Source organism: Magnetospira sp. QH-2, assembly GCF_000968135.1.
Taxonomy (GTDB): Bacteria; Pseudomonadota; Alphaproteobacteria; order Rhodospirillales; family Magnetospiraceae; genus Magnetospira.
Genome location: NZ_FO538765.1, coordinates 1,099,235 through 1,111,605 on the forward strand (window position 1 = coordinate 1,099,235; position 12,371 = coordinate 1,111,605).

The following is a 12,371-nucleotide window of genomic DNA, read 5'->3' on the forward strand; positions in this document are numbered from 1 at the left end:
ACAATCCAAATGGCTCTCAGGCCTTGGCAACCAAAAACCCATTCGGCGCCTGCTGAAAAGCGTTGAATCGGGAAACACCATGGTCTGAAGTCTCCCGTTTCGATGAAGTTGAGTAGCGTGACGTGCGGCATCACGACGTCAATCGGCGTTACACGTTCCAGCGAACCGGCATTCCCCGGATCCCTCCCAAAACCAGCCTGAAAGTTAGCCGAAAACGCGGTTTCTGGGAAATTTAAACTGCTTTCTTGCCTGTTCAGACGAAGATCTGGCGACCAAGTCGGCTGAACAACTCGATTGCGAGGACGCTGCCTGACCTGTCGGGATTGGTATTGCCGCCACTCCCATTCTCCCCCCCTTATCCCTCCGGGGTTTTCGGCCAGGCTTCCGCATCCACGCAGGCCCGGTAGGCGTGCCAGGACGCGTGGCCGATGAGGGGCAGGGTGACGGCGAGGCCGATGTAGGCGGTGGCGAGGCCGGCGCCGGTGAAGATGACGATCAATCCGGCCCAGGTGAGCATGGCGCCTTTGTTCTTGGCGATGACCATGAAGCTGACCCCGGCGGCGGCAAACACGTCCACTTTGCGATCGAGCATCATGGGCAGGGTGATCACGCCGAACAAAAAGGCGATCCCGGCCAGGATGCCGCCGATGAAGGTGCCGGTGGCCAAAAAGATCCAGCCATCCATGGTGAACAAGATGCGGTCGATGACCGTCTCCAGGCTGCCGCCCACATGGGGAAACGACAGGGCAAAGGTGAGAACGGCGAAGCGGCTCCAGATGATGGCGAACAGCATCAGCACCAGCCCGGCGGTGAGAATGTGATAGGTGTTATGGCGCCCGGCGGTCAGGCATTTACCAGGACGCGGCAGCAATCCGGCTTCGTACTTGCGGCTGATGTCATAGAGCCCAAAGGCCAGGAACGGTCCACCGATGAGAAAGGCGGCGGTAAGTGGATAAATCAGGTAGTCCATTCCCGCCAAACGCAGTCCGACGCTTAAGCCCAGGCCCGTCACGGTAAAGATCACCCCATGGGCCAGGCTCATGCGCGGCGACCGGCAGAGATCGTTCCAGCCCTTGCCCAGCCAGACGAACGGCTCACCCATGTCGATGACGCGGATACGGTCTGCCAGACGCCCGGCCTTGGCCGGTGCTGTCGCTTGTTCCGTCATGATGTTGCCTCCCCAGGCTTGCAACGGCTTTGCCGCGAACTTGTTGCCTCAATCACACCGCATCTGATCAGATGTGATCCAACGCAAATAACGTGATCGATATCAATTGGGCCGCGCGGATTTACCGGGATCAATTGAACGCGGCCTGCGCTAGACGCTAACGGGAAGACCCTGAAGCGGCAAGGGAGAATCGAGGGAGGATAAAAAAGGGCAGGGCTTCCTATGGCCTATCCAAACATTGGATAGACCCGGGGAAGCCCAACAGCCGTCACGGCTCTCTGATCAGGCGATCAGGCGGCGACGTTCATTCCGTCAACCAGCAGGCTCAGACGCTCGCGCGCGATGTCCACGGCGGGACCGGTGTATTCGGCCAGATCCTCTTCTAGTTCCTTGGCGATGCGGGCGGCTTCCATTTGCGGGCCGTAGGCGAGGAATGCGGCAACACTTTCCAGCTTCTCGTTCCATTCCGGCTTCATTTCAATCAAGGATTCCATGTTCTTTTCGCTCCTTCATTGCATTGTGCACCCGCGCGATTTCCGAATCGGGAATCGGCCCCATGCCTAAAGGACTATTGTATTAGAATTTTCTAATCAGATAAAGTTATATCGTACGTTTTTTTTGCGGTGCAATATGGGGTGGGCTGGTTTCGGCTCCAATTTTGAGCTATTCTAAAACCCACACCCAGGCCGAAGGGGGCGCCTCATGACAACGGAATTCGACCAAAGCGAGATGCTGAATATGCTGTCGGCTTGCAATGAGTTGACCGAGGACTACAAGCGCGACGCGGTGAACGGAAACCCTCGGGCGCTGAAGGTCGCCTATGAACGGATCAACAGCTGCGTGCAGACCCACACCTGCCCCAACACGGTCATGTGTTCCATGGTATTGAAAGTATTCCAAGGGGAATTGTCGCGGTAGGCGCGCGCGGGCAAGCTTTGGGGGGCGGCTTGTCAACCTGAAGGGGATACAAGAGCCCGTCGTGTTTGACCGGATAGGGTCCAATGCGAAAAACGGGTTCGGTTTCAATATGTTCCCGGTGTGGCCTCAGCCATCGATCCGTTGCCCAAGCTCACCGGCCAGGTCCTGGATAAACTGCCAGGCGACGCGGCCCGACCGGGCCCCTCGGGTCATGGACCATTCCACCGCCCGGGCCCGCAACGCCTCCCGGTCCACCGACAGCCCGTATTGATCCGCATAGCCTTCGATGATGGCAAAGAAGGTGTCTTGATCGATATTGTGAAAGCCGATCCACAAGCCGAAGCGGTCAGACAGGGAAACTTTTTCCTCGACCGCTTCCGAGGCATGGATGGCCGTTGAGCGTTCATTTTCGATCATATCCCGGGCCATGAGGTGGCGCCGGTTGGAGGTGGCATAGAATAAGACATTCTCCGGCCGTCCTTCGATACCACCTTCCAGCACGGCTTTCAGGGATTTGTAGCTGGTGTCATCGGCGTCAAAGGATAGATCGTCACAGAAAACCAGACAGCGCCGTTGGCTATGGCGCAGGGCGGTGAGCAGTTGAGGCAGGGTGGGGATGTCCTCGCGGTGAATCTCCACCAAGGCCAAGCCGCCGGGGTTATCCGCCACCAGGGATCCATGGACCGCCTTGATCACCGAGCTTTTGCCGGTGCCCCGGGCGCCCCACAGCAACGCGTTATTGGCGGGCAGTCCTTCGGCGAAGCGGCGGGTATTGGCCAGCAGGGTCTCGATCTGCCGCTCAATGCCCTTGAGCAGAGCCAAGGGCAGCCGATTGACCCGGGGGACAGGCACCAATCGAGGCGCGTCCGCCTGCCAGACAAAGGCGTCGCCTTCGGGCAGAGTGAGGCCATCGGTGGCAGGCGGTGCCAGCCGGTCCAGGGCATCGGCGATGCGGTTCAGAAGGGCCATGGTCTCGTTGTCGGTCATGCCGGAACGGTAGTCGCCCTGGCAGCGAGCGTCAATCATACTACATTAGATTTGCATTGGCCGTCCGGGTCGCTATAGTCCGGCCAGCCAAAAACGCGCGTGATGTGATAGGAATTGGAGTTTCTGATGTTCTTTAGCCCTGCTTATGCCCAGGCCGCCCCGGCGGCGGGAGGCGGCGACCTGATTTCCGGCCTGCTGCCGATGGTGCTGATCTTCGCGGTCTTCTACTTCCTGCTGATCCGCCCGCAGCAGAAGCGGGCCAAGGAACACAAAGGAATGCTGGCGGCCCTGCGTCGCGGCGACAAGATCGTCACCAACGGCGGTATCATCGGTACCATCTCCAAGGTGGTCAGTGACGAAGAAGTCACCGTCGAGATCGCCGAGGGCATTAAAGTCCGGATCATGCGGGCGATGATCGCCCAGGTCATGGCCAAGACCGAACCGGCGGCCAATGATGACACTGGTGCCGCCGATGACAATAAGGATGGTGGCGACGGCAAAGGCAAAGGCGGCGGCTTGAAGAAGCTGCTCGGCGGCAAGTAGTCGTCTTCAAACGAAGCATATAGCGAGATTTCAAGGGGGGCCGCATGGTCTACATGGCCAAATGGAAGGTGATCCTGATCATCGTGGTCGGGCTATTGGGGTTGTCATTTGCTCTGCCCAACCTGGTGGATCGGCAAACGGCGGAAGGGCTGCCGTCCTTCATTCCCAGTCAACAGGTGAACCTGGGCCTGGATCTGCAGGGCGGTTCGCACATGTTGCTGGAGGTGGATCTCAAAACGGTCATCCGTGAGCGCATGGACTCCATCGTCGATAGCGCCCGGGCGGAACTGCGCAAGGCCAAAATCCGATATGACGATCTGAACAACGGCGGCGACAAGGTCACCCTGCGCATCAAGGACCTGGAAAGAATGGAGCAGGCCCATGACCTGATCTATGCGGCCGACAGGGAAACCCTCGTCACCGATGGCGACAACGGTTTGATCACAGTGGTCCTCACCGAGCAAGCGGCCAAGGCACGCATTACCTCGGCGGTGGAACAGTCCATCGAGATCGTGCGGCGGCGTATTGATGAAACCGGCACCCGTGAGCCGACCATTCAGCGTCAAGGGGAAGACCGGATCCTGGTGCAATTGCCCGGCGTCAAGGATCCCGAGCGGATCAAGGCCCTGCTCGGACAGACCGCCAAGATGACCTTCCACCTGGTGGACATCAAGACCGACCTCAACGAGGCGTTGAGCGGTCGGGTTCCGCCGCGGTCCATGTTGGTTCCTTCGGCCGATGAGATTGATCCGGCCAGTGGCCAGCCGCGCATGTATGTGGTCCATAAACGGGTGCAGTTGTCCGGCGAAAACCTAGAGGGTAGCCAGCCGACCTTCGATCAGCAGAACCGCCCGGTGGTGTCGTTCAGTTTTGACGGCATCGGCGGGCGCAAGTTCGCCAAGATCACCACGGAAAACACCGGCAAACCCTTTGCCATCGTGCTCGACGGAAAAGTGATCAGCGCGCCGCGCATCAACGAGCCGATCCTGGGTGGGTCGGGGATCATCACCGGCGGTTTTTCGGTACAGGAAGCCAGCGATCTGGCCCTGCTGCTGCGCGCTGGCGCGCTGCCCGCACCGCTGACCATCCTTGAGGAACGCACCGTTGGCCCGGGGCTCGGCGCGGATTCCATCGCCGCCGGTAAGATCGCCTCGATCATTGGCCTGGTGCTGGTGATTGTCTTCATGGGCGCTGCCTATGGCCTGTTCGGGTTGATGGCCAATGTGGCTTTGCTGGTCAATCTGGTACTCATCGTCGGTGCCCTGTCGGCTTTGCAGGCAACCCTGACCCTGCCCGGTATCGCCGGAATCGTGCTGACCATCGGTATGGCGGTGGATGCCAACGTGCTGATCTTCGAGCGGATCCGCGAGGAAGGCCGCATCGGGCGAACGCCCATTGCCGCCATCGACGCCGGATATCAGCGCGCGCTGACCACCATCATCGATGCCAACGTGACCACCTTGATCGCGGCCATGCTGCTGTTCTCCTTCGGGTCCGGGCCGGTGAAGGGCTTCGCCGTCACTCTGGCCATCGGCATCGTGACCTCCATGTTTACCGCCATCATGGTGACCCGCTTGATGGTGGTCACCTGGTTGCGTAGCAAGCGCCCTTCGGCGCTGCCCATTTAAGGGGAGAGGGACCATGAAAGGCTTCAACCTTATCAAGCCGGGAACCAACATTCCGTTCGTTTCCGTGCACCGGCCGTTCTTCCTGATTTCGCTGTTGTTGGTCATTGGCTCGGTGGCACTGTTCAGCCTGCGTGGCATGAATTTTGGTATCGACTTCCAAGGCGGCATCGTCATCGAGGTGCGCTCCGAGAAGGCCGCCGACATCGGCCATATGCGCTCGGTTCTGGGCGACCTGGGCCTGGGCGAGGTCTCCTTGCAGGAGTTCGGCGCGCCCACCGACGTGATGATCCGCGTCCAACGTCAAGAAGGCGGCGAAAAGGCGCAACAGATTGCCGTGGCCAAGGTCAAGGAAACCCTGGGTGACGGCTTTGAATATCGACGCACGGAGTTCGTCGGTCCGAAGGTGTCCGAGGAGCTGTTCTGGTCCGGGTTACAGGCGGTGGGCTTCGCCATCCTGGCCATCTTGATCTATATCTGGTTCCGTTTCGAATGGCAGTTCGGCATGGGCGCCGTGGTGGCCCTGGTCCATGACATTCTTTCCACCATCGGCCTGTTCGCCATCACCCAGATGGAATTCAACCTGTCCACCGTGGCCGCCGTGCTAACCATCGCGGGCTATTCCATCAACGATACGGTGGTGGTCTATGACCGGGTGCGCGAGAACCTGCGACGCTACAAGTCCAGGCCGCTGCCCGAGGTGCTCAACATCTCCATCAACGAGACCCTGTCGCGCACGGTGATGACCTCGGTCACCACCCTGCTGGCCTTGCTGGCTCTGTACTTCCTTGGCGGCGAGGTCATTCGCGGCTTCTCCATCGCCTTGATCTGGGGCATCGTGATCGGCACCTATTCGTCGATCTTCCTGGCGGTTCCGCTGATGCTCTACATGAACCTGCCCCGGCGCAGCGGCGACAAGGCCGATGGCCAGGCGGCAACTGAGGGAGCCTGACATTTCCCTCGACATTACCCCGCTGATCCCCGCCGGACGCCAACTCATCCGAGGCTATGGCGACGGCAAGTTTCGCATCGCCGAAACGCAACATGATGGATCGGTGCTGGTGTTTGCCGACGAGACACTGGCCTGGCCGGTGGCCCGCTGGGAAGACGTGACCATGGATAGTCTGACCCCCATCCTCGACCGGGCGGCGGAAGCCCGCCTGCTGCTGATCGGCTGCGGCCCGGCTTTCGTGCTGCCGCCCCGGGGCCTGAAAAAGGCCCTCAAGGACGACCACGGCATTGTCCTGGAATGGATGGATACCGGCGCCGCCTGCCGCACCTTCAACGTCCTGCTGGCCGAGGAACGGGCGGCGGCGGCGGCATTGGTCGCCGTGTGAAGGAAAGCCGGACCATAGGGCGCGAAAATCTGCTACACTCTCCCCCGGGGGAAGCCACATGAGTATCCGTTTTCATCTGACCTTGTTGGCGGTGATTGCCGCTTTGGTGGTGGGGGCCTGGGAATACCGGGCCGACCTGCGGCGGGTGTTCGATGCGCTGCTGGTGGTGCAGGACATGGTGCCGGCGGTGGAGCAAAGCTGGCTCGACCAGGAGACTCCCGCGCCGACCTTCAAGCCCATCGCCTATCAGGCCCGGGGGCGGACCTATCAAGGGGAACTGGTCGAACCGGGCACGCCGCCCAAGGGCGCGTTGGTGCTGATCCCCGGCGCCGACCAGGCCGGGCGCACCCATCCGGCATTCCGCGACTTGGCCGAAACCCTGGCCCGGGCCGGGTTCACCATCTTGATGCCCGAGGTCCCGGGGCTGCGCGGTCTGGAACTGCGCGCCGACGGTGCCCAAGCCATCGCCGACGCGGCCATTTACCTGGGCCAGGCCAGCGATGGCACGGTGGGCATGCTGGCGGTGTCCTATGCGGTGGGGCCGATGATGCTGGCGGCTTTGGATGCCGACGTGGCGGCACGGGTGGATTGGCTGCTGGGCATCGGCGGCTATCATGACAGCACGGCGGTGATTACCTTCCTGACCACCGGCTTTCATCGCAACATCAATGGCGCCTGGTACCACCGGGAGCCCGCCCCCTACGCCAAATGGGCCTTCCTCAAGGCCAATGCCGCCCTGCTGCCCGATCCCCAGGACGGGCAATACCTTGCCTCTCTGGCGGCCAGCGGCGGCGCGCCCGATGGTCTGGCCATGGGCCTGCCCCTGGGATTGGGCGGCGGCGCGCGGGCGGTGATGGCACTGTTGGACAACAAACAGCCGGAAAAGGTCCCCGCGCTGATGGCCGAGTTGCCCATCACGGTGAGCAAGGAGATCGCCGCCTTGAATCTGGCCCAGCGCGATTTTTCCGCTCTGAAACCGAAACTGATTTTGGTGCATGGCCGCGACGATCCATTGATCCCGGCGACCCAGAGCCAGGCCCTGGCTGCCGCCGTGCCCGAAGATCGGGTGGATCTGACCATCCTTCAAAGCCTCAAACACGTCACTTTCGACGCCTTCAGTGTCGGTGATGCCTATCGGCTCTGGCGAGTGGTATATATGCTGCTCCATGAGCGGGATCGCACCACACCATAGGGTTTTCCATCATGACCAAAGATCTGAAGGCGGGGCTGCCCGCCGAGCTGTTCACCTTCTTTGAAGCCATGCCTCGCCAGGGCCCCGGTTCGGAAGCCGTTACCGAATGCCTGTACGAGCGCTTTTCCTCGCTCATGCCCGCACGTCCAAAGTCCGCCGATATGGGGTGTGGCACGGGGGCCGCCGGGATTGTGCTGGCGGAACAGGGCGCCTCGGTGGTGGGGATCGACATTCATGAACCGTTTTTGGAGGCCTTCGAGGCGGAAGCGGTGGTGCGTGGTGTCGATGATCAGGTCGAGACCCGGTTGGCCTCCTTGGCCGAGAGTGGCTTGGACGATGAAAGCCTCGATCTGGTCTGGTCCGAGGGCGCGGTCTTTACCGTCGGCTTCGACATTGCTTTGGCGGAGTTCATGCGAGTCTTGAAGCCTGGGGGGCTGGCCGTCATCTCTGAGTGTTCCTGGTTCCAAAAAGACGTTCCCGACGAGCTTCGGACCTTCTGGGCAGGCAACTACGCGGGCATGCGATCGGTGGGCGAAAACATCGTCGCCGCCGAACAGGCCGGATGGCGGTTTCTGCATACGGAACGCCTGTCCTCGAAGGTCTGGGAGTTGGAGTTCAACGCGCCCATGGCGCGGCTGGTGGAATCCTATCGAAAGGTAAGCGACCCGGCGATGGTCGCCTTGGCCGAGGACACGGCCCGAGAGATCGTCTTGTTCCGCCGCCATCACGCTCTTTATGGCTATGCCTTCTTTGTGCTGATGAAACCCTGATCACACCCGTTTCAGGTGAGACAGCAAATCACGGTTGTCCCACTTGGGCTGGCGTTCCTCCAGCATCACCGAATGGCTGGCAATGCCTGGCTGGCGGGCCGGGTCCGAGGTGACGATGACCTGAACCCAGCGGGGCACCAGTTCGTTGTTCAGATCATGCAAGATGGTCACCGCCGCCTGTTCCAGGTTGGGCCAGTCCATGGTCGAGATTTCATGTAAATAGGCCGACAGGGTCTGCGCCTGGGCAATCAGCTTGTCGGGGACATAACGGATCGAGACCCGGGCATTGGCGAAATTGGCCAGATCGCCGGATAAATCGACCACGTAGTCCAGGCGCCCGTCCGGGTTGACGACACATTCGAGCAGGGCACGGCGTTCGTTGGGTTCCATGAGCTATACATCCAAACCAAGGCTGCGGGGATCGGTGCTATGGCGGGCTTCGCTGGGCGGTTCGACAAAGCCACCGCCAATCTGGAAGCTGATGCCGCCAATGAAGCCGGTGATCTCGGCGGATTCCTTGAACAGACCGCGGATATGATCGCGCATCTCCGCCGATAGGGGATCGACTGTGCGCAAGATCAAATCAAAGCGCTTGTCCGAGGGCTTTACCAAGCCGTCCATTTGCAAACGGCCCATGCGGGTCAGATCCACATCGACGATGAAACGGGTTTCCTCGTCGGTCTCGCCTTCTTCGGCGGCTTCATCACCGGAAGGATGGTCTCGGACCATTAGGCGGACCTGGGCCAGTTCCTGGCCGTCGTAAAGGGGCAGGCCATACAATCGCCAGTCACCGGACTGGGATGGAGAGGCGGCTCGGCCCATGGCCTTGACGTCTTCGCCCAATCGTTCGAGCACGTCAGGCCGACGTCCCGCCAGGCCCCGGCTGGCGTCGCCTCCCATCCATTGCCGTAGGTCGCCGCCGCGCAAAGCCGACATGAAAAACAACAACTGGGCCCCCAACCGGGCCGTCGGTTTTGGCATGGCTCCGTCGAGCAGCCGCTGGGCGGCACCGGGATCCACTTGTTGCAAGGCCTCGATGGCCTGTTTGAGGGCAGGCCATTCCCGTCCTAGCGGATCCAATGGGGGCGGGGTCCCGGCGGCCCGAGAGGACTGCGGGCGCCCGGAGGCCGCCAGATCCAGGGCTTCCAGACGCACCTGCGTGCCTTGAGGCAAAGGAATACGGGTATCCAGGGCCAATTGTCCTTGCGCCGTGGAAACAATGGGCTGACCGGCGGCGGTAGTGCCGGTGACCGTGCCGGTGAGCGGCGTGGTGCCGGGCGTGGCAGGTGCGGAAGGGGCGGCGCTGCCCGGTCGGGCGGTGGCGACTATGCGGACCTGTACCTGAGTGCCTGGCGCTAGAGGCGGACTGGCGGGCGTTGTCGAGCTTGGAGTCGGGGGTGCCGAGGCAGCAGGAGTGGGGGCTGTCCCACCGGGAATCACCGGAGCGGCGGTTTGTTTGCTCCCTGGAAATAGCGGGCCTGGCGATGGGGCGGCGGCGGCTTGGAGCGGGGCGGGTGAGACCGGAGATTGAGCGGTATTGGCGGCCGGGCTGCCTGGCGCCGCGGGCTTCAGGACCGTGGCAAGAATGGCATTGCCTCGGGCAACCACCACCGGTCCGGATAGGGGGGTGGGAGCGGTGACACCCTGGGTTTGGGTACCACCCGGTTGCGCGGCGAACGGGCCGCCTTGCGCTGTCCCCGTGGCTTTGCCTTGGATCAATTGCGCCATCATGGCCGGGGTGGCCGGTTTGCCGTTGACACTGACCAAGCGCAAGACGGTGGTCGGTTGATGGCTTTCAATGGCGAAAGTCAGCTGGCTCTTCGGCGGCAGCGGCCAGGCGGCGGTGATGTTGACCGAACCCGTCGGCAATTGCAGCTGAATGTTGGCCCCGGGGGCGCCGGCCTTGGGCAGGTTCAAAGCTTGCAACAAGGTGCCGATTGGCAGCTTGAGCAGCGCGGGCGGCGGTTGCGGCAGTACGAGGGTTGGTAGCGGCGGCGGCGGCGGCGGTGGCGGGGTGCCACTGGGCGGAGGAACGGCGGTGCTCATGGCCTGCGCCCCTTAGTCCAGGAGGTTTTTCGCGATGGTCTCCACGTCCTGGGCCGCTTCACTATTGGGGTGCCGGGTGATCAGCGGCATTTGGGCGCGGATTGAATCGGGAATCTTGGGATCGCGGCGGATGACACCGGCCAAGGGTGGCGAGATCTTCAAAAAGCCCTCGCAGGCCTTGAGCAGGGTGTTGTAGGTGCGCTCCCCTTCCTTGCGGGAATTGGCCATGTTGACCACGATTTTGATGTTGGTGGCCGGGCGCTCCATGTGCAGCACCTTGATAAAGGCATAGGCATCGGTGAGGGATGTGGGTTCGTCGGTGCTGACCACCAGACAGGTTCCGGCCAGTTCGGCCATTTGCCGCACCGTGCGCTCGACCCCGGCGCCCAGGTCCATGACCACCCAGTCATAGGTTGCCGACAGCATGCGCAGATCCTCGGTGAGAATCTGCAAACGGCTGGCTGGGATATTGGCCAGGCTGCCCGATCCGGAGCGACCAGCGATAATGTCCAGGCCGGTTTCCTCGTGATGAACCGTGGCTTGATTGAGAGCCATGCGACCGGAGATGACCCCGCCCAGATCATGCTTGGGCATCAAGCCCAATTGGATATCCACGTTGGCGAGGCCCAAATCCCCGTCGAACAGCAAAGTGTGATAGTCGCGCACAGCCAAGGCGTGGGTCAGGGTGATGGCAAACCAGGTCTTGCCCACGCCCCCCTTGCCCGATGCGACGGCAATCATATTCTTACCCCGACCGGGCGGGGTCTGTTGGGTCGGATTGGAGGTCGGTGTGTTCATGAGGCGCTCGCGATCATCGGACCTGAGTCCTGGGTAGCGTGAAAAGGAGGAACGATCAATCGTGCCAGTGCCATCGGGTTCAGCGCGCTGAGCCCGTCCGCTACCTGCGGCGTGGTACTGACGTTGGAGAATTTCAATCGACCGCCTTGGGCGGCGGAAATCAGACTGCCTAAACGACGGGTCATGTCCAGGCGCGTGACCAGCAGTCGGTCGCATTCCAATGGGGCATAGGCCGCGGCCATGTCGGCGGCCTCCAGGGCATCGCCCCCTCCGGCCAGGACCAACACCGGATGGCAGTGGGCGGCCTGAACCAGCCCGCTAAGGCGTTCCATGTCGCTGTCCCCATAGGGATTGCAGCCCGGCGTGTCGATAATTGTCGTGAGATCGATCTCGGAGGCCAGAACCTCCCCGAGGGCTTCGGGGCTGTCGGCAATGGCAAGGGGCAGACCGAGGATGCGGGTAAAGGCCTCCAACTGCTCGATGCCTCCGGCCCGCTTGGTATCGGTGGTGATCACCCGGAGCGGCATTTGATTCATGGAGGCCCGAGTGGCCAACTTGGCGGTGGCCAGGGTTTTTCCGGCGCCGGGGGGGCCAACCAGCATCAGGGTATGCGGCGGGGGTCGATCCGCCGGGTCGGGCAGGGGATCGAAAACAAAGGATGCGTCAAGGGCGGCGGCCAGGGCGCCAACCGGTTCGTCATGATGCCCCGCCTGAAGATCGCGCAGGACCTGTTCTGTCAGAGGCACCGGTAGGCCGTGACGGATCAGGATCTGGCGGAGAGTTTCGGGAATGTCCACCGCTTCGGCTTCCGGCGCAAAGGCCAGGTCCGATTCATAGTCGGGGGCCTCCAGGGCCGCGGTGATTCGAACACCGCTGTCTCCCACGCCTTTCTGGCTGGCGACGACAATGGCCGCCTCACCCAACTCGCGATGGACCAATTCCATGGCTTCGGCGGTGGTCGGCGCGGTGAAGGTTTTCAGGCGCAAC

Annotated in this window: 14 protein-coding genes; 7 read left to right on the forward strand and 7 right to left on the reverse strand. The window is 61.9% G+C overall.

The window, feature by feature from the left end:
- Positions 1-355 precede the first annotated feature (355 nt).
- Together MGMAQ_RS05225 and MGMAQ_RS05230 are read right to left on the reverse strand one after the other, a co-directional pair.
- Positions 356-1,168, reverse strand: a complete 813-nt coding sequence (locus MGMAQ_RS05225; protein WP_046020710.1) for a DUF2189 domain-containing protein — start codon at positions 1,166-1,168, stop codon at positions 356-358.
- Positions 1,169-1,458: 290 nt separating this feature from the next.
- On the reverse strand, positions 1,459-1,662 hold the full coding sequence (locus MGMAQ_RS05230) for a hypothetical protein (protein ID WP_046020711.1): 204 nt from the start codon (positions 1,660-1,662) through the stop codon (positions 1,459-1,461).
- A gap of 208 nt (positions 1,663-1,870) precedes the next feature.
- Between MGMAQ_RS05230 and MGMAQ_RS05235 the strand changes: the two genes are divergently transcribed.
- The gene (locus MGMAQ_RS05235) at positions 1,871-2,086 is read left to right on the forward strand and encodes a hypothetical protein (protein WP_046020712.1); all 216 of its coding nucleotides are present in this window, start codon (positions 1,871-1,873) and stop codon (positions 2,084-2,086) included.
- A 126-nt stretch (positions 2,087-2,212) separates the two neighbouring features.
- Here the strand turns inward: MGMAQ_RS05235 and MGMAQ_RS05240 are convergent, their stop codons facing one another.
- Positions 2,213-3,073 (reverse strand): ATP-binding protein, encoded by an 861-nt coding sequence (locus tag MGMAQ_RS05240; protein ID WP_046022985.1) that lies wholly within the window; start codon positions 3,071-3,073, stop codon positions 2,213-2,215.
- Between the two features lie 126 nt (positions 3,074-3,199).
- Between MGMAQ_RS05240 and yajC the strand changes: the two genes are divergently transcribed.
- Genes yajC through MGMAQ_RS05270 form a run of 6 tightly spaced genes read left to right on the forward strand, consistent with a single transcriptional unit; the run spans position 3,200 to position 8,540 of the window.
- Positions 3,200-3,616, forward strand: a complete 417-nt coding sequence (yajC, locus tag MGMAQ_RS05245; RefSeq protein ID WP_046020713.1) for a preprotein translocase subunit YajC — start codon at positions 3,200-3,202, stop codon at positions 3,614-3,616.
- Between the two features lie 44 nt (positions 3,617-3,660).
- Entirely contained in the window at positions 3,661-5,244 is a 1,584-nt protein-coding gene (gene secD / locus MGMAQ_RS05250) for a protein translocase subunit SecD (RefSeq protein WP_046020714.1), read from the forward strand.
- Positions 5,245-5,257: 13 nt separating this feature from the next.
- Positions 5,258-6,193 (forward strand): protein translocase subunit SecF, encoded by a 936-nt coding sequence (gene secF / locus MGMAQ_RS05255; RefSeq protein WP_046020715.1) that lies wholly within the window; start codon positions 5,258-5,260, stop codon positions 6,191-6,193.
- The gene (locus tag MGMAQ_RS05260) at positions 6,165-6,578 is read left to right on the forward strand and encodes an Mth938-like domain-containing protein (RefSeq protein ID WP_046020716.1); all 414 of its coding nucleotides are present in this window, start codon (positions 6,165-6,167) and stop codon (positions 6,576-6,578) included. Before secF ends, MGMAQ_RS05260 begins: the two co-directional genes overlap by 29 nt.
- 58 nt (positions 6,579-6,636) lie before the next feature.
- A complete protein-coding gene (locus tag MGMAQ_RS05265; protein WP_052716144.1) occupies positions 6,637-7,770 on the forward strand; it encodes an alpha/beta hydrolase in 1,134 nt (377 codons plus the stop codon).
- An 11-nt stretch (positions 7,771-7,781) separates the two neighbouring features.
- Entirely contained in the window at positions 7,782-8,540 is a 759-nt protein-coding gene (locus tag MGMAQ_RS05270; protein ID WP_052716145.1) for a class I SAM-dependent methyltransferase, read from the forward strand.
- Here MGMAQ_RS05270 and MGMAQ_RS05275 read toward each other — a convergent pair whose 3' ends face one another.
- From MGMAQ_RS05275 to MGMAQ_RS05290, 4 genes are read right to left on the reverse strand one after another with little or no spacing between them, the layout of a single operon-like run.
- Positions 8,541-8,930 carry a hypothetical protein gene (locus MGMAQ_RS05275; RefSeq protein WP_046020717.1) on the reverse strand — a complete coding sequence of 130 codons (390 nt, stop codon included), beginning with the start codon at positions 8,928-8,930 and terminating at the stop codon, positions 8,541-8,543.
- A gap of 3 nt (positions 8,931-8,933) precedes the next feature.
- A complete protein-coding gene (locus MGMAQ_RS19325) occupies positions 8,934-10,586 on the reverse strand; it encodes a hypothetical protein (RefSeq protein ID WP_052716146.1) in 1,653 nt (550 codons plus the stop codon).
- A gap of 12 nt (positions 10,587-10,598) precedes the next feature.
- Complete coding sequence (locus MGMAQ_RS05285) at positions 10,599-11,384, reverse strand: MinD/ParA family protein (RefSeq protein ID WP_046020718.1); 786 nt, start codon at positions 11,382-11,384, stop codon at positions 10,599-10,601.
- Complete coding sequence (locus MGMAQ_RS05290; RefSeq protein WP_046020719.1) at positions 11,381-12,370, reverse strand: hypothetical protein; 990 nt, start codon at positions 12,368-12,370, stop codon at positions 11,381-11,383. The genes MGMAQ_RS05285 and MGMAQ_RS05290 overlap by 4 nt, the downstream gene beginning before the upstream one ends.
- Position 12,371: the final 1 nt, after the last annotated feature.

Coding starts and splice junctions, on each gene's coding strand:
- MGMAQ_RS05270 (WP_052716145.1), top strand. CDS start 7,782: ATGACCAAAGATCTGAAGGCGGGGCTGCCCGCCGAGCTGTTCACCTTC.
- secD (WP_046020714.1), top strand. CDS start 3,661: ATGGTCTACATGGCCAAATGGAAGGTGATCCTGATCATCGTGGTCGGG.
- MGMAQ_RS19325 (WP_052716146.1), bottom strand. CDS start 10,586: ATGAGCACCGCCGTTCCTCCGCCCAGTGGCACCCCGCCACCGCCGCCG.
- MGMAQ_RS05230 (WP_046020711.1), bottom strand. CDS start 1,662: ATGGAATCCTTGATTGAAATGAAGCCGGAATGGAACGAGAAGCTGGAA.
- MGMAQ_RS05260 (WP_046020716.1), top strand. CDS start 6,165: ATGGCCAGGCGGCAACTGAGGGAGCCTGACATTTCCCTCGACATTACC.
- yajC (WP_046020713.1), top strand. CDS start 3,200: ATGTTCTTTAGCCCTGCTTATGCCCAGGCCGCCCCGGCGGCGGGAGGC.
- MGMAQ_RS05235 (WP_046020712.1), top strand. CDS start 1,871: ATGACAACGGAATTCGACCAAAGCGAGATGCTGAATATGCTGTCGGCT.
- MGMAQ_RS05275 (WP_046020717.1), bottom strand. CDS start 8,930: ATGGAACCCAACGAACGCCGTGCCCTGCTCGAATGTGTCGTCAACCCG.
- secF (WP_046020715.1), top strand. CDS start 5,258: ATGAAAGGCTTCAACCTTATCAAGCCGGGAACCAACATTCCGTTCGTT.
- MGMAQ_RS05265 (WP_052716144.1), top strand. CDS start 6,637: ATGAGTATCCGTTTTCATCTGACCTTGTTGGCGGTGATTGCCGCTTTG.
- MGMAQ_RS05285 (WP_046020718.1), bottom strand. CDS start 11,384: ATGAACACACCGACCTCCAATCCGACCCAACAGACCCCGCCCGGTCGG.
- MGMAQ_RS05225 (WP_046020710.1), bottom strand. CDS start 1,168: ATGACGGAACAAGCGACAGCACCGGCCAAGGCCGGGCGTCTGGCAGAC.
- MGMAQ_RS05240 (WP_046022985.1), bottom strand. CDS start 3,073: ATGACCGACAACGAGACCATGGCCCTTCTGAACCGCATCGCCGATGCC.